Origin of the sequence: Flavobacterium sp. HSC-32F16 (genome assembly GCF_024171645.1) — a bacterium.
Taxonomy (GTDB): Bacteria; Bacteroidota; Bacteroidia; order Flavobacteriales; family Flavobacteriaceae; genus Flavobacterium.
The window spans coordinates 926,922-950,654 of the sequence record NZ_JALKAC010000001.1; the positions used below are offsets into that span (position 1 = coordinate 926,922).

The 23,733-nt window shown below is 31.6% G+C and carries 25 protein-coding genes; 18 read left to right on the forward strand and 7 right to left on the reverse strand.

Features of this window, described 5'->3' with window-relative positions; all coding sequences use genetic code 11:
- Positions 1-20: 20 nt before the first annotated feature.
- Positions 21-848: a DUF4919 domain-containing protein gene (locus L1276_RS04125; RefSeq protein WP_253785727.1), complete on the reverse strand. Its 828-nt coding sequence runs from the start codon at positions 846-848 to the stop codon at positions 21-23.
- 26 nt (positions 849-874) lie between these two features.
- Positions 875-1,699 (reverse strand): dihydropteroate synthase, encoded by an 825-nt coding sequence (gene folP / locus L1276_RS04130; protein WP_253785729.1) that lies wholly within the window; start codon positions 1,697-1,699, stop codon positions 875-877.
- A 249-nt stretch (positions 1,700-1,948) separates the two neighbouring features.
- Between folP and L1276_RS04135 the strand changes: the two genes are divergently transcribed.
- From L1276_RS04135 to tpiA, 6 genes are all read left to right on the forward strand, one after another.
- A complete protein-coding gene (locus tag L1276_RS04135; protein ID WP_253785730.1) occupies positions 1,949-2,488 on the forward strand; it encodes a DUF1599 domain-containing protein in 540 nt (179 codons plus the stop codon).
- 90 nt (positions 2,489-2,578) lie between these two features.
- On the forward strand, positions 2,579-3,700 hold the full coding sequence (locus L1276_RS04140; RefSeq protein ID WP_253785732.1) for a BT_3928 family protein: 1,122 nt from the start codon (positions 2,579-2,581) through the stop codon (positions 3,698-3,700).
- A 120-nt stretch (positions 3,701-3,820) separates the two neighbouring features.
- On the forward strand, positions 3,821-5,047 hold the full coding sequence (locus L1276_RS04145; protein WP_253785734.1) for a hypothetical protein: 1,227 nt from the start codon (positions 3,821-3,823) through the stop codon (positions 5,045-5,047).
- Positions 5,048-5,074: 27 nt separating this feature from the next.
- Positions 5,075-5,743 carry a dienelactone hydrolase family protein gene (locus L1276_RS04150; protein ID WP_253785736.1) on the forward strand — a complete coding sequence of 223 codons (669 nt, stop codon included), beginning with the start codon at positions 5,075-5,077 and terminating at the stop codon, positions 5,741-5,743.
- A gap of 306 nt (positions 5,744-6,049) precedes the next feature.
- Positions 6,050-6,544, forward strand: coding sequence for a TlpA disulfide reductase family protein (locus tag L1276_RS04155; RefSeq protein ID WP_253785737.1), 495 nt, complete (start codon positions 6,050-6,052; stop codon positions 6,542-6,544).
- 78 nt (positions 6,545-6,622) lie between these two features.
- A complete protein-coding gene (tpiA, locus tag L1276_RS04160) occupies positions 6,623-7,375 on the forward strand; it encodes a triose-phosphate isomerase (protein WP_253785739.1) in 753 nt (250 codons plus the stop codon).
- 79 nt (positions 7,376-7,454) lie between these two features.
- On the opposite strand, the gene L1276_RS04165 is transcribed toward tpiA, so the two are convergent.
- Positions 7,455-9,791, reverse strand: coding sequence for a hypothetical protein (locus tag L1276_RS04165; RefSeq protein WP_253785741.1), 2,337 nt, complete (start codon positions 9,789-9,791; stop codon positions 7,455-7,457).
- Positions 9,751-10,884, reverse strand: coding sequence for a hypothetical protein (locus L1276_RS04170; RefSeq protein WP_253785743.1), 1,134 nt, complete (start codon positions 10,882-10,884; stop codon positions 9,751-9,753). The genes L1276_RS04165 and L1276_RS04170 overlap by 41 nt, the downstream gene beginning before the upstream one ends.
- 115 nt (positions 10,885-10,999) lie before the next feature.
- On the opposite strand from L1276_RS04170, the gene prmA reads away from it, so the two are divergent.
- From prmA to L1276_RS04230, 12 genes are all read left to right on the forward strand, one after another.
- Positions 11,000-11,833, forward strand: coding sequence for a 50S ribosomal protein L11 methyltransferase (gene prmA, locus L1276_RS04175; protein ID WP_253785745.1), 834 nt, complete (start codon positions 11,000-11,002; stop codon positions 11,831-11,833).
- 37 nt (positions 11,834-11,870) lie between these two features.
- The gene (locus L1276_RS04180; protein ID WP_253785747.1) at positions 11,871-12,146 is read left to right on the forward strand and encodes an ATP-dependent Clp protease adaptor ClpS; all 276 of its coding nucleotides are present in this window, start codon (positions 11,871-11,873) and stop codon (positions 12,144-12,146) included.
- Between the two features lie 302 nt (positions 12,147-12,448).
- Positions 12,449-12,709 (forward strand): hypothetical protein, encoded by a 261-nt coding sequence (locus L1276_RS04185; RefSeq protein WP_253785749.1) that lies wholly within the window; start codon positions 12,449-12,451, stop codon positions 12,707-12,709.
- A 97-nt stretch (positions 12,710-12,806) separates the two neighbouring features.
- The gene (locus tag L1276_RS04190; RefSeq protein ID WP_253785751.1) at positions 12,807-14,087 is read left to right on the forward strand and encodes a sterol desaturase family protein; all 1,281 of its coding nucleotides are present in this window, start codon (positions 12,807-12,809) and stop codon (positions 14,085-14,087) included.
- Positions 14,087-14,764 (forward strand): lysoplasmalogenase, encoded by a 678-nt coding sequence (locus L1276_RS04195; protein ID WP_253785753.1) that lies wholly within the window; start codon positions 14,087-14,089, stop codon positions 14,762-14,764. Before L1276_RS04190 ends, L1276_RS04195 begins: the two co-directional genes overlap by 1 nt.
- Positions 14,765-14,869: 105 nt before the next feature.
- Positions 14,870-15,322 carry a 2-dehydro-3-deoxyphosphooctonate aldolase gene (locus L1276_RS04200; protein ID WP_253785755.1) on the forward strand — a complete coding sequence of 151 codons (453 nt, stop codon included), beginning with the start codon at positions 14,870-14,872 and terminating at the stop codon, positions 15,320-15,322.
- A gap of 37 nt (positions 15,323-15,359) precedes the next feature.
- A complete protein-coding gene (locus L1276_RS04205; protein WP_253785757.1) occupies positions 15,360-15,710 on the forward strand; it encodes a hypothetical protein in 351 nt (116 codons plus the stop codon).
- A gap of 263 nt (positions 15,711-15,973) precedes the next feature.
- A complete protein-coding gene (gene kdsA / locus L1276_RS04210) occupies positions 15,974-16,792 on the forward strand; it encodes a 3-deoxy-8-phosphooctulonate synthase (RefSeq protein ID WP_253785759.1) in 819 nt (272 codons plus the stop codon).
- 20 nt (positions 16,793-16,812) lie between these two features.
- A complete protein-coding gene (locus tag L1276_RS04215; protein ID WP_253785760.1) occupies positions 16,813-17,718 on the forward strand; it encodes a hypothetical protein in 906 nt (301 codons plus the stop codon).
- A 107-nt stretch (positions 17,719-17,825) separates the two neighbouring features.
- A complete protein-coding gene (locus tag L1276_RS04220; RefSeq protein ID WP_253785763.1) occupies positions 17,826-18,503 on the forward strand; it encodes a YiiX family permuted papain-like enzyme in 678 nt (225 codons plus the stop codon).
- 90 nt (positions 18,504-18,593) lie between these two features.
- Positions 18,594-19,046, forward strand: a complete 453-nt coding sequence (locus L1276_RS04225) for a ubiquinone biosynthesis protein COQ4 (protein ID WP_253785765.1) — start codon at positions 18,594-18,596, stop codon at positions 19,044-19,046.
- 4 nt (positions 19,047-19,050) lie between these two features.
- Positions 19,051-19,356 (forward strand): hypothetical protein, encoded by a 306-nt coding sequence (locus L1276_RS04230; RefSeq protein WP_253785767.1) that lies wholly within the window; start codon positions 19,051-19,053, stop codon positions 19,354-19,356.
- Positions 19,357-19,409: 53 nt separating this feature from the next.
- On the opposite strand, the gene L1276_RS04235 is transcribed toward L1276_RS04230, so the two are convergent.
- From L1276_RS04235 to L1276_RS04245, 3 genes are all read right to left on the reverse strand, one after another.
- On the reverse strand, positions 19,410-20,801 hold the full coding sequence (locus tag L1276_RS04235) for a M20/M25/M40 family metallo-hydrolase (RefSeq protein WP_253785769.1): 1,392 nt from the start codon (positions 20,799-20,801) through the stop codon (positions 19,410-19,412).
- 167 nt (positions 20,802-20,968) lie between these two features.
- Positions 20,969-22,900 (reverse strand): discoidin domain-containing protein, encoded by a 1,932-nt coding sequence (locus L1276_RS04240; protein WP_253785771.1) that lies wholly within the window; start codon positions 22,898-22,900, stop codon positions 20,969-20,971.
- Between the two features lie 32 nt (positions 22,901-22,932).
- Positions 22,933-23,718 (reverse strand): glycerophosphodiester phosphodiesterase family protein, encoded by a 786-nt coding sequence (locus tag L1276_RS04245; RefSeq protein WP_253785773.1) that lies wholly within the window; start codon positions 23,716-23,718, stop codon positions 22,933-22,935.
- Positions 23,719-23,733: the final 15 nt, after the last annotated feature.

The window sequence follows — 23,733 nt, forward strand, 5'->3', positions numbered from 1 at the left end:
AATATTTTTTTCTTTAAGTTCTATTCCACTTTATAATCACCTTCTTTTAGCATTGGAAACCAATGCGTCAAATTCGCAAATCTCATTATATGATAACAGTCGTAACCTGCCAAAAGCTCTTTTTTTGAGGTAAGAATTAATCTCGTCTTACTTGGCAAGCAACCAAATTTAGCTTCGTAAATTGATAACCCTTCAAAGAAATTATTCAAAATATAAGGAGTATTTCTAGTTCCTTCTCCATATTGAAATACTGAAGTGATTATTTTTACCATCATTTCAAAATAACGATTGGCTAATTCCTCATTTCCAAGACGCTTGTATGCATAAGATAATTCTTTATGTCCCGTAATATTGTTTGGACTTTGCTTTAGAATTTCTTTAGCAGTAATAATTGCTTCATCATAGTTTTTCTCTTCATTCAATTTATATACTTTACGGGCTAAACTATCTAAGTACGCAGGATTTATTGAATGGGAATGAATTTTATATTTAGTCAAACTTATTATTTGCGCAGCGGTTATGGCTGCTGTATCTAACTTCTGAAGCTGCGTTTCTATATTTTTATAATAATAAATTGAACTTGGATTTGTTGATTCAGTAATTGAGACATTAAAACTTTGAACACTTTTTTGAGTCTCTTCTTTGTATGCTTCAACAGGGTTCTTGACTTCTTTTGCTTTTGCTGTGCTTTTTTTATCTCTCGTGTTATCTGTATAAGAAGGATCTCCGTAAATTAAATCTTTAGTTTTAGTATTTTTCTTTGGCGGCGGTGGTGGCAGCGGTGCTTGGGCAAAGCTTAAATTAACTAGAAAACAAATAAAGAAAACAAAGTATTTTTTATTTTTCATTAATATCAAATTAAAAAAAGGATAATTTAAAAACGCATTTTATTAAACAAAGTAACGCATTCAACTGCTTCCTTCACATCATGAACTCTTAAAATTTTTGCACCTTTTGTCAAAGCAATCGTATTTAAAAACGTAGTTCCATTTAAAGCTTCCTGTGGTGTAATATCGAGAGTTTTATAAATCATTGATTTTCTGGAAATACCAGCTAAAACAGGTAATTCTAAAAGATTAAAAAGTTCCATTTTCTGCATGACTTCATAATTCTGATCGGTTGTTTTGGCGAAACCAAATCCTGGATCGAGAATCAAATCGTTGATTCCTAAAGCTCTTGCCTTTTTTACTTTTTCAGAAAAATAAAAAAGCATCTCTTTTACAATGTCATCATACTGCGTCAAACTCTGCATAGTCTGCGGATTACCACGCATGTGCATCATAATGTAGGGAACGTTGTATTTTGCAATAACATCAAACATTTTATCATCTAATTCTCCCGCTGCAATATCGTTTATAATTGCTGCACCGCTTTCTATACTTGCTTTGGCAACTTCCGCTCTAAATGTATCGATTGACAATAAAGCTTTCGGAAAATGCTTTAAAATCAATTCTATGACAGGAATAATTCGGTCGATTTCTTCTTGTTCAGAAACAAATTCGGCACTCGGTTTACTTGAGTATGCACCAATATCAATAAATGATGCTCCTTCAGAAAGCATTTTATCTACCTGAGAAATTATTTGGTCTTCGTTTTTATATTTTCCTCCATCAAAGAAAGAATTTGGCGTAACATTCAAAATACCCATTACTTTAGGAATCGATAAATCTATAAGTTCGCCTTTGCAGTTAATCGTCATCTGTTTTGTTATTTTTGTTTTAGGTTTCAAGTTTGCTTCGCCAGTTCGGCTTTCAGCCTCGTATCAAGTTCTAGAACTTACGCAATCTGCATCAACTTGAAACTTTAAACCTGAAACTTTTTTATATTTCCAAATTATTCCCGTTAACACTTTGTTTAGAAAAAACTTGAAACAAAGAAAACCTGAAACTTGAAACTCTTTAATTTAATCCTTATTTTTGAAGAAATTTTAGCAAATATACAGCAATAAATGAAGAATACTTCCCTTGAATTTGATAATGTAATTACGGTTTGCCGAACCTTATTTATCAATAAAATGAAAGATTACGGCAGTGCATGGAGAATTTTAAGATTACCATCGCTGACGGATCAAATTTTCATAAAAGCACAAAGAATCAGAAGTTTACAGGAAAATGATGTCCGTAAAGTTGATGAAGATGAAAAAGGAGAATTTATCGGAATCATCAATTATTCTATCATGGCTTTAATTCAGCTAGAATTGGGCGTTGTGGATCAGCCGGATTTGGATGTAGAAAAAGCAACTGAATTGTATGACGCTAAAGTAAAGTTAACCAAAGAATTAATGGAAGCTAAAAATCACGATTACGGCGAAGCATGGCGTGATATGCGTGTTAGTTCTTTAACAGATTTGATTCTTCAAAAGTTACTTCGCGTAAAACAGATTGAAGATAATAAAGGTCTTACTTTAGTTTCTGAAGGAATTGATGCTAATTATCAGGATATGATTAATTACTCGGTTTTTGCCCTGATTTTAAATCCAATCAAATAAATATTAGCCACTAATCTTACGAATTTTCACAAATTAATTCGTGGAGATTCGTAAAATTAGTGGCAAACATAAATCCCAAATAGATTTCCTATGAAAAACATTATTACTCAATTTTCCCGATTATTTGTCGGTGTATTATTTATCATTTCCGGATTAATTAAATTAAACGATCCAGTGGGTTTCTCTTATAAATTAGCTGAATATTTTAGCGAACCCGTTTTTAATATGCCGTTTTTAGAGCCATTTGCTTTAGGTCTGGCTATTTTTCTGGTTATTCTGGAAGTGGTTTTAGGTGTCATGTTATTAGTAGGCTACAGAGCAACAATGACAATTTGGGCTTTATTACTTTTAATTGTTTTCTTTACCTTCCTTACCTTCTACTCCGCTTATTTCAATGTGGTAAAAGATTGCGGCTGTTTTGGCGACGCATTGCACTTAACGCCTTGGGAATCATTTACAAAAGACATAGTATTATTATTCTTTATCTTGATTTTATTCTTCAATCAAAGATTAATAAAACCATTATTTTCAACTCCAAAAACCAATTTTGCCGTTTATGTAAGCGTTGTTTTATGCTCTTTAATGGCAGTTTGGGTTTTAAATCACAATCCTATAAAAGATTTCCGTCCGTATAAAGTAGGAAGCAATATCGAAAAAGGAATGGAAATTCCGGAAGGAGCGCCAAAATCTGTTGTAGAAATGATTTTCATTTACAAAGTAAACGGTGTTGACAAAGAATTCACCGAAAAAGATTTAATGAATATTCCTGAAGGAGCAACGTTTGTTGACCGAAAAGATAAAGTAATTTCAGAAGGTTATGTGCCGCCAATTCATGATTTTACAATGACCAAAGACGATTCTGATTATAAAGAAGAATTACTAAAAGAACCTAAATTATTAGTTTTTGTAACGTATGATCTAACTAAATCTGAACCAGCCGGAATGAAAAAATTGGCTAAAGTTACTGCAGATGCCAAAGCAAAAGGTTACAAAGTTATTGCCATGACAGCTTCTGGAGCTGATGAAATTGCAAAAGCTAAAAAAGAATACAATTTAAATGTTGATTTTTATTTTTGTGATGCTACAACTTTAAAAACAATCGAAAGAGCAAATCCAAGCATTGTTGTAATACAAAAAGGAACTGTTGTTCAAAAACTACATTATAACGATGTTGATGATTTAAAATTATCAGACGTAGCTTATAGTCTTTAAGAAACACTATTATACTTATTAAAGAGCACCAATATTCTAATTTTATTTAGATATATTGGTGCTCTTTTTTAAACAGTAAAACCAATTAAAAAAAATTCTAAATTAAACCGTTTCAGATCTATGATTGCAAAATTACTAAGAGCATTAAGCAGACTGTTTTTTTCAAATCCTTTACTGTTTCTATTTGTATCAGCATTGCTTATTTACATTATTTACGATACTTATATTAGAGTGACTTCTGGCAGTCATTTAATTCCTATAAATATTTTAGCATTAATAGCCGGCGTAATTTTTGAGAGTAAAAGAATTACAAAAAGATGGATTATTGTAGTGCTAATCGGGATAGTATCTTTTCTTTTTGCGTTTGGTTTTTTATACGTTATAGCCGATTCAGGTTTAAATAAAAGATATAATCCTTTTGACATTTTTAATATCAGCATTCGCATATGGCCTCTAATTTTTCTTGTATTGTACTTTATCTTCTCACTCCTGTTTTACAAGTATAGAATAATTCCCAAATTAACAGAAGGCATAACTTTACTTCAATCTATAGCTGTTATTTATTGGGTTATTGATTATGGTTTCATTTCAAGTACTAATTTGCTTATGAAGACATTTCTGGTAATTGGTTTACTTTTTTCTTTATTCTCTATTTTTCATGCTTTTACGAAAACTCATTTATCAAATACTCACAAACTTATTCTGAGTATTTGGAGTTCTATTATTATGCTGCTTTTTGCTTTAGATAATCTTCATCTAATTAATCAGCCTGCACCAGTTGAAAATACAGCTAACCTATTGAAAATTCTTTATCTTGGTCTGCAATATTTTCTCTTAGGTATTTCAAGTATTTATATTATTCAAAACTTTATTATGTTGTTTCGTTTCTTGCCTCGCCCCTGGAAATTCTTCAATTCAAAGTATTTCAACAGTGTAAGAAAACTCAAGGACGATCATATTAATCGATATTCAGATGAGCAGGTTCCTGCAGTTCATTCCTTAATTTGTATACTTTTTATAGGCACAGTTTTCTTCTTGAACTATTATTATCAAATGGTTCCCAAACAATTTATAATCTGGATGGCATTTGTAACCTTTCCGTTTATTGTAATTGTCTATAATTATCTTATTGGTAAAAAAAATTATGCCTATCTTCTAGTCTTTTTTCTATTTATGTCCTGCCAAAATAAAGCAGAAAAAATTCAGAAAATCAATTCTCAAAACATTCAATTAAATGAAGTCGTTTCCGATTTAACTTCGGAACAAATTGAAAAAATAAAATATATTCAGAAGGCTTTTGCCGAAGTTGACAAAAGCAATAAGTTAGAATATTTATTGTTTAGATAAAAAACCATTTTACAATAACTAGAAACCATGAAACAATTTCAAAAAATATTCTTTGCTTTTTTATCAACTATTTTAGTAAACTACACAGCTTTCAGCCAGGAAAAGAAAGCGAATCAAGGTGAAAGATATATATTCTTTTTCCACAATAAATTTGTGGAGGAAAATGATCTAAATGTTGCTCATCCTGAATATGGAAAAGCCGAATACAATGAAATTGTAAACTCTTTCAAAAAAGATAATTTTATTGTTTTCAGTGAAAAAAGAAAGACAAACACCAATGCTTCTGATTACGCAGAAAAAGTAGTAAAACAAATTAAAAAACTGCTGAAAAAAGGCGTTTCTCCTAACAAAATAACCGTAATTGGAACTTCAAAAGGAGGCTATATTGCACAATATGTTTCGACTTATTTAGCAAATCCAAATGTCAATTTTGTTTTTATTGGAAGTTTTAGAGATGTCGATATCGAAGAAATTCCAGATATTAATTTCTGCGGTAATATTTTGACTATTTATGAAAAATCTGACATTTATGGTGTTTCGGCTGTTAGAAGAAAAGAAACTTCAAAACTAAAAATAAATCATTTTAAGGAAGTTGAATTGAATACCAATTTAAAACATGGTTTTCTATATAAAGCTTCTGATGAATGGATTGTTCCGTGCAAAAAATGGGCAGATGAAAATTATGAACTGAATTAAAAAAATTACAAATAAAATCCAGAAAGCTTTCAATATTTTAATTTTATTGAAAGCTTTTTTCATTAATATCTGACGTTTTTTTGCTCTAAAAATCAATCTCCAAACTAAAAATTAAATCATTTTTTGAACTCAAAAAAAACGTATTCAAAAAACTATGGGATTTCACACCCAACTATTACGATTTCATTCTCGTTTTTCTAACCAAAAACTGCTGTTTTGTTACAAAATAAACGAGTCTTCAAATTTTGTTAATCTGCATTTGGCTTTCAATTTGTTTGTTTAACTTTGTTGAAAATCACTAATTCTATGAAACAAATAGCTTTAATCTTTATTGCATTTATAACCTTTTCATGTTCGCAAGCTCAGAAAACGAGTTTTTCTAAAGAAGCTTTATCAGAAAAATTATTAACCCTTGATGGAGATCAGGTTACTTTTAAAAATATTTTAAAAAAATACAAAGGAAAAACTTTGGTTATTGAAGTTTGGGCTTCTTGGTGTGGCGACTGTGTAAAAGCAATGCCAAAACTAAAAGAACTACAAGCTAACAATTCTGATGTTTCTTATTTATTCCTGTCTGCAGACAAGACTGCTGAAAAATGGAAAGCAGGAATCGAAAAACACGAATTAAAAGGCGATCATTTTATGATGAACGACGGTATGAAAGGTGTTTTTGGAAAAGCAATCGATCTGGATTGGATTCCGAGATATATTATCGTTGACAAAACCGGAAAAATCGTTTTATACCGTGCCATAGAAACGGATTTTGACAAGATCAATGAAACTTTAAAAGGTTTAAAATAATTACAAAAATATCAAAGTCAAATAATCATTTATTTTTTGACTTTACTTCAATAAAACAAAAAAATAAAAACTACCAAAATGAGAAAAAAAATTGTTGCAGGAAACTGGAAAATGCATAAAAATGCAGAACAAACTGAAGAATTACTAAGTGAATTAATCACTAAAATCCCAGCTCAAACAACTGCACAAGTAATTGTTGCGCCAACATTTGTAAACTTACAAGCTGCTGCTGCAAAATTAAAAAACACAACTATCGGCGTTTCTGCCCAAAACGTTCACCAGGCTGAAGGCGGTGCTTTTACAGGAGAAATTTCTGCTGATATGTTAACAAGCATTGGCGTTAATACAGTGATTTTAGGACACTCTGAGCGCAGAGCTATTTTTAACGAAACTGATGCTTTAATTGCTGACAAAGTTGATACTGCTTTGAAACATGATATGACTGTAATTTTCTGTTTTGGAGAAGAATTAAAAGATCGTCAATCTGGAAATCATTTCAATATTGTGGAAAACCAATTGCGTGACGGAATATTCCAGATTGCAAAAGAATCTTGGTCTAAAGTTGTTTTAGCTTACGAACCTGTTTGGGCTATCGGAACTGGAGAAACAGCTTCTCCGGAACAAGCACAAGAAATGCACGAATTTATTAGAGAAACTATCCGCAAAGCTTTTGGAGCTGAAATCGCTGATGAAGTTTCTATTTTATATGGTGGTTCTGTTAAACCAGAAAATGCGAAAGAAATCTTCTCTAAACCAGATGTAGACGGTGGTTTAATTGGAGGTGCTGCTTTAAAAGCAGATGATTTCTTAGCTATCGTTACTGCTATTTAATTTTAGATTTTGAAATCCCTATAAAAAAAGCGTTCGCATAGCGAACGCTTTTTTTATATCCTTCGGCTTTCGGCTAAATTTAATTAATAAATGATCCCAAAAGCGGACAATTATACTTTTTAAATGTTGGTGTAGATTTATAAATAGAATAAAAATTAATCAGCTCTTTCCCTGCTGTAAACGGATTTTTTTCTTCTTCTTGGGCAGAAATTAAATCGGCGTAATGATTGTAATAATTACATTCAAAAATCATTAAACTTGCCATTGCTTTCTCGTTATTGTTTTTAGACAATTTGAGAGCCTTCTTGTAATATATTTTAGCCATTTTAAGGTTGTAATAATTTCCGTTTTGGAATTTCTTTTCTTTCTCTGTATTATCGCCGTAAACATAATCTATGTAAGAGTCGCCTGAACTCCAGTCATAGGCAGTCATCATCCAGGAATTCCCCAAATACGATACATTAAAATAAGCGTGTGCCAATTGCAGATTACTGCTTGCTGTATTTTGTTTTTTTAACTGAATTAATTTGGCTATAAATTCTGTTTTATTAAAACGATAATCGAATTTGCGTTCTTTATCATTTTGAAGAATTTTAGGCGTAAACGGATTTTCGTTTAAGTAATTTTTATACTCATAATTCTTTTCCCAAAAATCCTGAGGCATGCTTGAGAATGTTTCGTAAGCCAGTTCCAAATTATTATTTCTAAAAGCAATTGTTCCTTTTAAATCCTTATAATAATTAATATTTGGAGCAATTGTTCCTGAACAAAGGTATTTTTCGAAAGGCGTTTTATCTCTTTTTTGCTGTAAAGCCATTAAAAGGTCAATATCTTTTACAGACGCATTTCTGTCAAAATATCCTATATAGCTAAAAAAGTACTGATTGCTGTAAGCCGAATATCCTCCTTCATTTTTAATATCTGATTTCATAGAAAGCAAACCTGCTGAAACAACATCTCCTTTTTGGAGAAATTCATTACTTGCGATTCGGTACAAACTATATAAATTTTTAAATAGTCCGTTATCTGTTTCTACCAGATTTTCAACTGAATTAAAATAAGTATAAAGCTGATTCTGATTTTTTTCATCTTTTAAATTATCTTGTTTTAAAGAAACCAATGCCAATTGAATATTCTTTTGCATTTGTATTGAGGGGTTTGCTTTATCAGAAATCATACTGGTATATTTTTTCCCTTCATCAATTTGATCATCAATAAAACAAAGCTGGGCAATTGCTGCGGTGATATACTCTTTTTGTTCTCCAGAGGTTTTTTCGCGAATAGAAATCAGGAAATATTCTAATTCTCTCAAATATAAAATATCCTTATTGAAGTTCTCGTCTTTCGCTTTAGCGTAATTCCCGTACCAATCTGTATCGCTAAAAGTTATAGATGGCGTTCCATTATTAGTATATTGAGGCGTAAAAATCCAATCTTCGAGCTTGTTTACTTCTCTCCCAATCAAAAAACTTAAAAATAAACTATTCGGGCTTAGTTCATAAATTTCTTTAATCGACTTTAAATCCGGTGCAGGATTTCGAAGACTTTTAATAGACAGAATAACACTTTTTTCTTCATCATTTTGTGCCAAAGCCAAAGTCTCATCAATATATTTCCAGTTATAATGCTGTAAAACGGCAAATGATTTTTCTTCGCAGGTATTAAAAACTTTGCTTAATAAATAATTTTGCAAAGGCAGATTATCAATACATAAAGCATTATAATACAATGCCCAGGGTTTCAGGATAGTTTTATTATCTTTAGCAAAATAGGTATCATATAATCGAATAACATCTTGCTTTTGCAGAGCATAAAAATAATAACGCAGTGTTAAAAAAGCATAACGTTGTTTTAAAAATGAATCTTTTGATGTCTTTATTTTTTTTTCAAGATCAAAAGTATCTGCCGGTTCATAGTGGTTATATTTATTTCCTATCTGTCCCCATGATTCCCATTTTGAAGGCTCGTTTTGGTTGTATTCGAGCTTTTTAGCCAGCAAAATATAATTTAAAAAAGCTTTGTTTTTAGGAAGCAATAAAACTTCAACAAAAGTATTTTTATCAAATACACTTTTCAAAGTTTCGTTTTCAAAAGCAGTTTGAAATTGTTCAGAATCTGTTTCATACAAAATGACACGAACATCATTTGTGTCTATATTGTTTCCTAATTTTTTCTTCCATTCTAAACAATTCAATTCCTGATCAACACCCGAAATAGTATTTACTGCATAATAATTATCTGCCGAGTAATAAAATGGCGTAAGTTTAAAAAAACCTTCTCTTTGGGCTTTAAACAAGGCTAAACGACTTGTTTCTGGAGAAACGCTCCATCCGCAGGCAAAAGATAACTGAACGCTTAAAACTAATAGTAAACTGCTAAAAGCGCGCATAATAATTGGAGATATTTTCGGTTCCATAATCGTTTATGTATTTTTTATCAAAAGAGAAAAAAGTCACTTTTGTTTGATCATCAATTTTAATTTTGCTTTTAATGGTAGAAATCATTTTATTGAGTTCGCTGTCTGAAATTTTTTCGATTCTAATTTCGTCTCCATTTCGCAAATACGTCTGTCCAACTAAAATATCATCTTGCAAAACATATTTGCCATCAGTTGTTTTCTTTACTTTACTAGTATCTCTTATTAATTCGTAATCAGACAAAATTCCTTTAAACTGATTTCCTCTAAAAGCTACCGCCCAGCTGTACAACGGCAACGCGATATCTAATTTAAGTTTATAATCACTGTGAGTTATATATTGTGCTAATTCTTCGCTTGTGCCAATAGAGTTTTTGGTTTGCAAATCATCTGGTTTTGTAATATTATAACACATTAACAAACCTTTATCTACGGGAGGAATTCCGGCTTTTGAAGCATATTTATACTGCCAAAGCCTGATTGTTGCCGTTATTTTTGAAGATGGAAACTGATTTTTAATTTGTTTTAAAAGATAAAAATAGTTCTTCTGAGATTTTTCAGTCCAGTCACAATCAATCAGAATTTCTTTAAAACCGACCTTTAGTTTTGCTGATTCGATAGATTTTACTGAATCATAATTTAATCGTTTGTAATTTTCCTGTTTATAGTAGTCTTTTGGATATACAATATTCGAAGCCAGAGTTTCTGCCTTTCTATCATTCATCTTTTTTCCAATCTGTTTTATGCGTTCTGCCATCCTTACGGCAAGGCTGTCCAGCTGTTCCGTATCAGACTTCAAAACCACTTCATTCGTAATAAAAATACTTGGCGTAATTTCCGGATTACTTTTATTGAGTGAAATATCCCAAATAGTAGCAACAGGCAGAGGCTGTTTTGAATAGGCGTTATAATCAACATCAAAAAATCGGACATACATGTGTTTTATATCTAAATTTTTAACCAGAGAATCTTCTTCTTCCTGAAAATAGAGACTGGTTTTCCAATAACAGAAGGAACGAATTACTTCGTGTTCATTTTTACGGCTTCCAGAGCTTAAAATGACAAAAAGCAGAACAAAAAAAACATTTTTCATAATACTAAAAAACTTACAAATTATAAATCAAAATTAGTATTAAAATTTATAACAATATGATTTATTTATGAACAATTTCTGCTTTGTATTCTTACCTTTGCAAAAAATTTTATTTATGTCGAATATATATTTAGGATATCATTTTACGATTGAGCCAAAAGAACTTGGATCAGAAATTTTAGTGGCTGAATTAGGCGAAAAAGCATTTGAAAGTTTTACAGAAACTGAGAATGGAATTTCTGCTTTTGTGAAGAAAGATTTATGGGATGAGAATATTCTGGATGATATTTATATTTTACAATCTGAGGAGTTTAAAATTGAATATACAATTGAAGAAATCGATCAGGTAAACTGGAACGAAGAATGGGAAAAGAATTTTGAGCCAATTGATGTTGACGGAAAATGCCACGTTCGCGCTCCTTTTCACGAAAAAACAGATGCTGAATTTGATATTGTAATCGAACCAAAAATGAGTTTTGGAACCGGTCATCATGAAACCACACACATGATGATTCAGCATTTATTAGAAATGGATGTGAAAGGTTTAAAAACGCTTGACATGGGATGCGGAACAGCAATTCTTGCTATTTTAGCCGAAATGAAAGGTGCTGAACCAATCGATGCGATTGACATTGACAACTGGTGTTATTTGAATTCTATTGAAAATGCAGAACGCAATAATTGCAAACACATCTCCGTTTACGAAGGCGACGCTGCTTTATTGGCAGGAAAAAAATATGATTTGATTATTGCTAATATCAACAGAAACATTTTGTTAAACGATATGCAGGTTTATGTTGATAGTTTAAATCCAAAAGGAATTATATTGTTCAGCGGTTTTTATGAAGAAGATATTCCATTTATCGATGCTTCGTGCACTGAAAAAGGTTTAACGTATGTTAAAAAACTTCAAAGAAACAACTGGGTTTCATTAAAATACGTAAATTAGTTATTAGCAATTACAACGGTACAAAAAACGAAAAAAAATGAGTACTAAAGAAAAAGTAAGAGAAAAAGTTCGCGAGAAAGAAGCGACCGCATTCAATAACGAGATCATTGTGTACAACGACGACGTAAACACTTTTGATCATGTAATTGATACCTTAATGCGCGTGTGTGATCACACATCTGAACAAGCAGAACAATGTTCCTTAATTGTACATTACAACGGAAAATGCACTGTAAAAACAGGGCCAATAGATAAATTAAAACCTCAATGTACACAGCTTTTGGAAGCCGGACTTAGTGCCGAAATTGTTTAATTTACCCATAATTAAAAACGCATTCTATTTTGTTTTATACTAAACTGAATAGAATGCGTTTTCATTTCAAAAAAACTGAAATAAATGAGAATTATCGGATTTATTATCCTGTTTTTATTGTCTTTTACCTCAAAAGGACAGTCAAAATTTGAAACTCTTCGAAAGCAATTAATTGAAAATAAGAAATATCTGCTGGTGAATTTGTTAAAGATAAATTTAATTTCAGCAGATTTTCAAAAAGCAATTATCAAATTTTCAAAAAAGAAAATAAGCTTGGCGTAATTAGTAATAAAAATAAAATTGTGATTCCATCTGATTTTGATTTCATTACCGAAATCTATTCTACAGGAGAATTTATTATTCAAAAAAGCAAAAAATACGGAATTGTAAATGCCGATAATCAAGTTCTTTTAGAATTAAAATATGATACTTTAAAAATAATAAAAGAAGTTGTTAGATTTGGAATTAAAAACCAGAAAACAATAAAATTCTATTCCGTCGATTTTTCAAAAGAAAAAAATAATCCTTTTTTCTCCTATTTTGAATTATCAAAAAACAAGTAAAATTAGGACTTAGATTACATTTAACTGTTTAATTTCTCAATAATTAAAAAAACATTCTATTTTATTTTATATTTGAAATAAAATAGAATGTTTTTTTATGGAGGAGTATGGAAAAATATTAATTATTGCAATGCCTGTTTTTTTAGTTTTAATTGTAATTGAAAAGCTTTATGGCATTTACAAAAAGAACGATACTGCTCCTTTAATTGACAGTGTTTCAAGTATTAGTTCCGGTATTACCAATTCTGTAAAAGACGTTTTAGGGCTGAGTATTACTTTTCTTTCTTATGAATGGATGGTTTCTAAAATTGCTCTTTTTCATCAGGAAACCACTATCTTGTCTTATATTATTGGCTTTTTTGTCATTGATTTCTACGGTTATTGGAGTCATCGACTGGCTCATCAAATCAATTTTCTTTGGAACAAACATGCTATTCATCACAGCAGTGAAGAGTTTAACCTTGCCTGCGCTCTTCGCCAGCCTATCGCAAGTCTGCTTAATTTATTTACTTTTCTGCTCATTCCCGCGGCCTTGCTGGGTGTTCCGGCTTCTGTTATTGCAATTACACTTCCGCTCCATTTATTTTTACAATTTTGGTATCATACCAAACATATTAATAAAATGGGATTTGTAGAAAAAATTCTTGTTACGCCATCCCATCATCGTGTGCATCATGCCATAAATCCCGAATATTTAGATAAAAATCACTCGCAGATATTTATTTTCTGGGATAAGCTTTTTGGAACTTTTCAGGAAGAATTACAAGATGTTCCACCAGTTTTTGGAATTACAAGACCTGCCAATACATGGAATCCTATAAAGATCAATTTTCAGCATTTAACTTTATTGATAAAAGATGCATGGCGCGCTGAAAACTGGAAAGACAAATTCACAATATGGTTTAAACCTACCGGCTGGCGTCCAGAAAATTTCGAAGAAAAATATCCGGTAAATAAAATCGAAAATGTTTTTAATTTTGATAAATATGGAACACAAAACTCTCAAAAACTTATTTATTGGTCAGTCACGCAAATTTTAATTACGTTGTTGTTTGTGAGTTATTTATTTGAAAATATTGCCAAAATAGGTCTGCCTAATATCTTTGTTTACGGATTCTTTATCTTCATAACCATTTACAGTAATTCTGAATTAATGGACAAAAGCAGATTTGCAATTGTCTGGGAAGGTTTTAGATTCTCTTTTGCAATTGCAGTCATTTCATTTTATGGTGATTGGTTTGGGCTCAATACCGTTTTCTATTTAAGTAATTATATCATTTTAAGTTATTTAAGTATTTCATTTTTAATAACGATTTACTTTGTAACTGTCGATTTTAAAACCAACCAGAATCAAACCATAAATTCACAAACTTTATAATGAAAAACATAGTATTCTTTAAAATTTATATTGCATTATGCTCTATTTATTTGCTGCTTTTATATTTAGGATATGAAAGTTTAGACTGTTATTTAAAACCTGCATTAATTCCGCTCTTAATATTAGGTGTTTATTTTTCTAAGAAATTCCCAACTCAAAAAATTCTTTTAACAGCATTGTTGTTTTCATGGATTGGAGATGTTATTTTGCTTTTTTCTGATATTGCCGAAATCTATTTCATATTAGGTTTAGTTTCTTTTTTAATTTCTCACATTCTTTATTGTGTGCTTTTTAACAGACAGATTAAGGAAAAAATCAAACGAAATGCTGTTATTTTTGCAATTGGAAGTGTTTTAATTGCCATTTATTTAATCGGAATGCTTTCGGTTTTACTGCCTTCACTAGGCGATTTGAAAATTCCTGTTATTGCCTATGCCAGTGTAATTTCGATTATGCTGCTCTTTGCTTATAATGGGCTTTTAATCTGGAAAAAACCAGCCAATCAACTGGTGTTTTTTGGCGCGCTGTTTTTTATAGTTTCTGATAGTATTTTGGCGCTCAACAAGTTTTATACTCCTCTCAAAAAAAGTTCATTTATTATCATGCTCACGTATCTTGTGGCACAATATCTGATTGTAATTGGTGTGTTAAAACTAAATAGAAAAAAGACTGAATAGATTTGTTTTTTACAAAGATATATATCAAAATCTAAAAATCTTTTTAATCCTTTACTCTATGGCAAAACCTTTTTTACATTTGCATGACCAAAATAAACCTTAACCATGAAAAAAACAGCTCTTTTCATTATTTTATTAATAGCCGTAACTTCTTGCATCAGTACAAAATCTACTTTAAAAAATGTAGACGACAATGCTCCTGATTTAGTTTTAAACAAAAACAATACGTTTGTAATTTCACTATTCAGCAAAGACAAAAAATATGGTTATGATCCTGATTATCCAGTAAATATATTTTTTAGAAATACTCGAGATGAAGCAGCAAACGAGGTCCGTTTTTTGAATGCTTTGGCGGGACCAAACGGAGAAAAAGTTACTTATAAAAGATTAGAAACCTGTTGTCCTTTTCCAACCAAAAGAAGCGACATGGGAGCCGGATTTTTAAATGTATATGAACTGACATGGGAAGGTCAAAAAAAACCTGTAACACTGTATTTAAATGTTTACGAAAAAGGAATTTTGATGGTTCCGATGGGATTAACTTTGAAGAAGGAATAGAATTTACAAGAAAAAATAGTATAATTCAGAAATAAAAATGCTTAGTTTACTCCCTTTACTTCTTATTACTTTACCAGTATTATCACAATTAATACTGGGAAGCTTTTCGGTTTATAAACCAACATCTTTAAAATTCAGTCCTATTTCATGGATAAATTTTGTTCTGCAGATTATACTTTCTTTTGCCGCTTTTAATATTGCAGACTATAACCTTACAAAACAATATGAGCCAAATCCTGTGAGATGCGGCATGCCGCTTGTTGGTATAGCTGCGGCTTGCTTCTTATTCCTTTTTATTCTGATTTTAATTATTATAATTCAATTTCTAATTAAAAGATGGAGAGCAAAAAAAAAACATAAACTAATATTGCTTCGTAAAAGACAATAAGATATTTCTGCGTAAGATTGTTCATCATCCTGGAGAACATTTGCAAACTGCATACTTTAGAACATGATAAATATCATTTATTTGTTTCTCTTCATAGTTTAATATTGCCTCGGAAAAAGCATTTCATCATTCTATAGAAATTTTAAAAATTCGTTTAATTCTACTAAGCTCTTGTCGAGCTATTCGCGTTCTTAAAATAATCTTAAATCTTAATCTGCTATTCATAAATCATAACTACCTTTGCATTGCAAAAAAATAATTTTATGAACTTACAACATATTCCACAAATTAAGCATACTGACAGCGGAAATTTCTTTTTATTGGCGGGACCTTGCGCTATAGAAGGAGAAGAAATGGCTCTTAGAATTGCTGAAAAATTAGTTGGTATTACTGACAATCTTCAGATTCCTTATGTATTTAAAGGATCTTTTAAAAAAGCAAACCGTTCTAGAATTGACAGCTTTTCTGGAATTGGAGATGAAAAAGCTTTAAAAATTTTAAGAAAGGTTTCCGAAACTTTTCACGTTCCAACAGTTACAGATATTCATACTAATGAAGATGCTGATATGGCAGCTCAATACGTTGATGTTTTACAAATTCCTGCATTCTTAGTTCGCCAGACTGATTTAGTTGTGGCTGCTGCAAATACAGGAAGAACAGTAAACCTGAAAAAAGGACAATTTATGAGCCCTGAAAGTATGAAACATGCTGTACAAAAAGTATTAGACTGTAATAACGAAAATGTTATGGTTACAGATCGTGGGAGTATGTTTGGTTATCAGGACATGATTGTTGACTTTAGAGGAATTCCTACTATGCAGCAATATGCTTCAACGGTTCTAGATGTTACACACTCTTTACAACAGCCAAACCAGACTGCAGGAGTTACGGGCGGAAGACCTGATATGATCGAAACTGTAGCAAAAGCAGGTATTGCTGTAGGTGTTGACGGTATTTTTATCGAAACACACTTTGACCCTGCAAACGCAAAAAGTGATGGCGCTAATATGCTTCATTTAGACTATTTTGAAGGTTTAATGAATAAGTTAGTTGCTATCAGAAAAACTGTAAATGCCTTTTAATTTTATAATACTTAAGTTCTTTGAAAACAAAAATTTTATTTTTCTTACTGGTTTGTGTTTCTTTAAACACATTTGCCCAGGAAGAAATTCCAGTACAAAAATACACTGCACACAATAAAGGAAAATTCTTTGTGATGTGGGGTGGAAATAGAGAAAGCTACTCGAAATCTGATGTGAATTTTAGAGGTAAGGATTACAACTTTACAGTAAATAACATGGCCGCTCATGACAAACCAAAAGGATGGCATTTAGATTATATTAATCCGGCAAATATGACTATTCCTCAAACCAATTTGAGATTAGGTTATTTTTTTAGTGATCATTACAGCGTTACAATTGGTGTTGACCACATGAAATATGTTATGACTCAGAATCAAATTGCTAATGTTACCGGAAATATCAATTTACCTGCGGATGATCCAGGCTCAATTTACAATGGTGAATACAATAACAGACCTGTAGATATGTCTCAAGGTGGTGCTCAGGAAGGTGGTTTTGGTAAAGGTGAAACTCCTGTTAACGGTCCTGCTTTTTTAATGTACGAACATACAGATGGTTTAAACTACATTAATACTGAAGTTGCCAGATTTGATGATATTTCAAAATGGTTTGGATTGCCAAATATTGATAAAGTTCAGATTAACTTGACTGAAGGTCTTGGAGCAGGAGTTTTATATCCTAAAACAAATACAACGCTTTTAGGTAAAGAACGTCATGATGATTTTCATGTTTCTGGTTATGGTGTTTCTGCAAAAGCGGGTCTAAATATTACTTTTTTCAAACATTTTTATGTTCAGGGAGAATTAAAAGGAGGCTATATCAACATGCAGGATATAAAAACTACAACAAGTAATGAAGATAAAGCTTCTCAGCATTTTACTTATTTTCAACGAATTATTGCTGTTGGAGGAATCTTTAGAATCTAATATCATTTAGAAAATATATAAAAAAATAGTTATCATTAATTTGGTAACTATTTTTTTTATTATTTACTTTGCAACTCAAAGTACTTTACTTACTATTCAAATTAATTATGAAAAAACAAAAGTATATTTTTCTAATCCTCACATTTGTGCTTAGTTTTGGACTGGCGCTGTTTGTGGCTGTGAAGGTATTTCCGAATAATCCGTTTTCTAAAACAAAAACAGAAAATGTGATTTCAGACAAAATTCAGAGCGGCGATATTATATTTCAAACCTCGCAGTCTCCTCAATGTGAAGCGGTACGAATTGCTACTAATTCTAAATTTTCGCATTGCGGTATCATTTACAACGTTAATGGTAAATGGTTTGTCTTTGAAGCAGTACAGCCTGTAAAACTAACTCCTTTTGATGAATGGATTCAGCATGGAAAAGACAATAGATATGTAGTAAAGAGATTGAAAAATGCCGAAACTGTTTTGACTCCTGAAATACTTCAAAAAATGGAAATTTACAGCCAGCAGTTTGACGGAAAAGAATATGACGCGTATTTTGAATGGACAGATAACAGAATTTACTGTTCTGAACTGATTTGGAAAATTTACAAGAATGCAGCTGGCATAGAACTATCCAAATTAAGAGAATTGAAAGATTTTAATCTTGAAGATCCAAGAGTAAAAAAAATCCTGAAAGAACGTTACGGTAATAATATTCCGCTTGAAGAAAAGGTTGTTGCCCCTTCTGATCTAGCTGATTCAGATTTACTAAAAACTATTATAGACAATTATTAAAAAATAAGAAAAAGCTAATTCTAAAACCTGTTAGCTTTTTTATTTAATTATTCACTTTGAATTTCAAAGAACTTTTAACTAACCAAAAATATGAGAGATTATTTAATTGAAAGACTATATGAATGTACAAAAAAGCCATATCAAAAATATTTTAAAAAGAATGATCCTTGGGATATAGATAAGAAACAGTTGTTTGATTTCCCTAACGACAGCTTGGGATATGGTTTAGGAAATTTTCTATATAAAAATCATTTTGATATTCAGGAAAAATTGGAAGATCATGATGTTATTCATGTTCTCACAAATACGGGAATTTCTGTTTACGAAGAAATTGGAATGCAGTATTATCTTTTAGGAAACGGAAAAAGAAGTCTGTATTTATTCATGGTAATTCTATCGGGAACTATTTTCTATCCAAATCAGATAAAATATTTCTTTCAGCAGTTTAAAAGAGGAAAACAGGCTCATTCATTTCATTATCTGGATTTTTCAAAAATGCTTTCAATGCCAATTCAATCTATTCAAAAAACTTTTAAAATATAATATCATGAAAACAATACAAAATAAACCTTTTGAAGAAAAACAATCTACTGAGTTAGCTATTGGAACTTTTACTATCAGCACACTATTATTTATGCTTTATATTGTTTCAAATGAGAGCCCGAATATTTTAGTCATTGCGTGGCCATTTGCTCTTTCCGGAATAGTACTAAATTCAATAATGCTTTTTCATTTAACAGAAAGATTTATTCATCTGCCTGCACACAGAAGAGATATAGCGGTTAAAATCCTTATAATCCTTTCTAATATTCCAATAACCTTTTTGTATTATTTGGCTGTAATGAAATCCTAAAAAAAAGCTGCAAGTGTATACTTGCAGCTTTTTATATTTCTGTTAAAAAAATCTTAGTTTGCAGTTGGAAGAACAATTCCGGTTTGGTCAATTAAGTACAATAATGACGTCATAGTTGCCGCACCTAATTCTAATTCTCTTTTGTTAATGGCATCAAATTTATCATTTGCTGCGTGGTGATAATCAAAATAACGTTGTGAATCTGGTTTTAAACCTGCTTTAACTATGGCTTTAGACGTTAAATGGCTAATGTCTGAACCTGCATGCCCAATTGTAAAACTATGTACTAAATAAGGTTCAAAAAAGTCTTTAAATCCTTGTATTTTTTTTAAGTTAACATCATCAGCTTCAATAGAAAATCCTCTTGGAGAAAATCCTCCTGAATCACTTTCTAAAGCAAAAATATGATTCTCGTTCTTTTGTTTTGAAACTTCTTCATATTTGGCACCGCCTTTTCCTCCATTTTCTTCATTCATAAATAATACTACACGAATAGTATTCTTTGGCTTATAGCCCAAGTTTTTTAGAATACGAACAGCTTCCATACTTTGCACTACTCCTGCTCCATCATCATGAGAACCATCGGCTAAATCCCAAGAATCTAAGTGACCGCCAACAACCATAATATTTTCTGGGCTTACAGTTCCTGTTAATTCTCCAATTACGTTATGTGATAATACATCTGGCAGAGTTTCGCAAGACTGTTTGAAATAAAATTTTAAAGCAGGGTTTACTTTTAAAGATTTGCTTAACAATTCAGCTCCGTTTGTACTAATTGCAGCTGTTGGAATATATTGTTCTTTTGGTAAATCACCATAACTTTGTGCTCCTGTGTGAGGAAAATCGTCTAAACGTAAATTCATAGAACGGACAATTGTTCCTACAGCTCCAAGTTTAGCCGCTTCTTTTGCGCCTGCATATCTTTGGTCTACGCAAGCCCCGTATGATGTAAAGGTTTCAATATTTTCAGGATTCATTGGTCTGTTGTAAAAAACAATTTTTCCTTTTACTTTATCAGCCCCAAGCTCACTTAATTCTTTGATTCCCTGTACTTCAATTATTTCTGCTGTAAGTCCTGTTTTTGGCGTTGCAACAGATCCACCTAAAGCACAGATTGGCACAGTAGTTTTTACCTTTCCGTCTAGAATAAAAGCGGTTTCTTTTTCACCTCTAACCCAGTGAGGAACCATAACTTCTTGTAAATAAACTTTATCTAGACCAATACCTTCTAATTGTCTTTTAGTGTATTCAACAGCTTCTGCAGCTCCTTTTGATCCAGATAAACGGCTTCCAATATCATTTGACAGATATTCTAACCAAGAATAACACTTCGCTTCGGTTAAAGCTTTTTTGTAAAATAATTTGATGTTTTTTTCATCATTTGACTGCGCGAACAATGTTAATCCGTTTAAAACTAAAGCAGTTAAAAGAATCGTTTTTTTCATAGTTTTTATAGCATTTTGGGTTTGTTCCAATTTCTTGGCTTATTTGACAAAGAAACAAAAAATCTACAGAATTGTCAGAGTTTTTCCATATCCATTCACAAAAAAAAACTCTAATTACAAACCTGTTAGTTTATAATTAGAGTTTTTATGATTTTAATAAAATAAAACTATTTTACTTCAATAATTTTATTTTTTGCACCTATTCCATTTTCGTTAAAAGGCTCTATTGTAAAATAGTATTTTGTTCCTTTATCCAACCCTCTAAAATCATACGAATTGTCGCCATAAACCATAATACTGTTGTATAATTTATCTGTTTCAATTCCGTAATAAATATTATATCCCACGGCATCATTTTGTTTTTTCCAGGAAATCATGGCGTTTCTTGAATCTGTCTTATTTCTATCTACTTTAAAAGATGACACTGCTTTTGGTTTTTCTGCTAATCCATTTCCAAAAACTCTGAAATCAGAAATTGCAAATAATCCTGATGCATTGTGACGATTAATCATTTTAATGTAACGCGCCTTAAATGATTTTGTAAGTTCTACATAATCATGAGGAACATCTTTATCATTTTTAGATTTATCAACTATCAAAGTCCAGTTTTGACCATCATTTGACATTAAAATTTGATATTGATAATAAATATCCATTGCTTTATTAAACTGTGTAGCTTTATGATCAGCATAATTAATCTGGAGAGCTTTAATTTCCATTTCTCGTCCTAGATCCATCTGAAGCCATTCTCCCGGATCACTTGTTTTTGCAGACCAATAAGTTTGAATATTTTCATCGGTTAAATTCTCTGGGCCATAGCAGAATTTTTCATATACTTTTTTCCCGCCGTTATCCATTCTGTGAGTTTCGACTTCCATGCATTCTTCAGAAGAAGAAACTGTTACCGGTTTTTTATATGAAAGTAACATCCAGCCAGATGAAGCTCCTTTGGTTTGATCACGTTCACTTGTTGGAAGCACAATTGGAAAATCTCCGTAAGATGTTATAGAATACATTACACCCTCTTTATCAAATCCGGCGGGGAACATATCGATTCGACGCTCAAAACGATCTTTAATTGAAATTTTGCACGTTCCTGTATTCCAGTAATTTCCGTAATTGTCTGCAAAAGTATTTCCGTGTCCTGCACCAATTACAAATCCGCCTGGTTTATAAGACATTGGATTGTGTTTTTGGTAGGTAAATGGCCCAAGCGGATGATCTCCAACATGAACACCATTTGCATAACCTTTAAATTCTGTTGCGGGCGCACCATACTGCATATAATATTTCCCGTTATGTTTGGTCATCCAGGCTCCTTCAATGAAATTTCCCCACGGTGCAGGTTCCATATCATTGTTTGGTCCAAAACGCTCCCAGCCATGAGCAGAAGGATCTAAAATTGCTACTTCTTTAACTTGTCCGTATACTTTTTGAATATCCTCAACCTCTGTCGCTTTATACAATTCTGCATAATCGGCTTGATTTCCTTTTGGAAGCCATGTATTATAATCTACTTCTACTCCAACCAATGGCAATTTTCCGCTTGAACCGTAGTACATATATACTTTTTTGTCATCGTCTTGAAAAATAGCAGGATCCCAGGTTGGAAGCATTGCTTTGTCTACGTGACGTGTCCATCTTCCCGATTTTGGATCAGCAGTTTTCCAGATTGGATGATCTCTTTTCCAAGTTGATCCTACGTAAAATAAAGTGTCATTTACCACCCATGCCGCTGGCGCACATTGATCATCATCGCCTGGTTCTCTTTGGAAACTTCCGTAAACAAAGTTCCAGTCTGACATGTCTTTACTCCAAAAGAAACCTGCCTGATTGGTTGCAAATAAATAGTATTCTCCTTTATATGTAATAATTACAGGATCGGCGCTTGAACGGCGGGATTCTGGAATTCTATTATGATTATGCGTTGTATAATTGTATCCAATGTTAATTGGATTACAATATGTTGTGGCAGGTTTAGATGGATCGAACCATTCTGTTTTACCCGAATTTGCTTTATTCTGTGCCAAGATAGTGTTATTGAAAATCATCAAAAACAATACAATAGGCACTGCTAATTGTTTATATCTCTTTTTCATGGTTTGAATTGTATTTTGTAAAGTGTGAAAGATTATTTTTTAATCTTTAATCTTTCGTCTAAAAGTTCGGGTTCGTTTGTAGTAATGTAATTGAATTTATGATCAATAATCCAATCCATATCTGAAGCTTCATTAACGGTCCAGGCATTTAGAATAATCTTATTCTCCTTTGCTTCATTAATCCATTCCGGATGTTTTTTAAAGACTGAATAATGATAATCGACACCGTTAATGTGATCCGCTTTAACTTCTTTTGGAGATTTATTTCCTTCTAAATATTGTAAAGATGTTTTTGAATCCACTTTTCTGATTGCTTTAAGAATATCGTAATCAAAACTAATATAGCACGTATTTTTGTCTGCTTTTAGTTTTTTGATCACTTCAACAGCCATTAGAGCCGTTTTTTGACCTCTTTCTTTACTAATTTCAGAAGGTTTTATTTCACACACTAAAAGTGTGTGTTTGTTATTTCTTTTTCCTTCAATAATATATTCATGCAAAGTTGGCAGCTTTTCTCCATTTGAAAGTTTAAACTTTAACAAGTCAGCATAATTTGTTTCTTCGATAAGCAGTTTGTTGTAATGTGCATCGTGATTGATGATCAGCGAATCATCGGCCGTTCTCCAAACGTCAAATTCAGAGCCTGGCAGTTTTAAATCAATAGCGTGTCTAAAAGCTGCAATCGAATTTTCAGGAAGATTATTTTTTTTCCATGCACCGCGATGTGCTACTATAGCATTTTGTTTGGTGCAGCACGATGAAAAAAGGATAACTAAACACAAAAAGCTAAAAAAGCGAAATATTTTAAAAGTATTCATAATAAACGTAGTTAA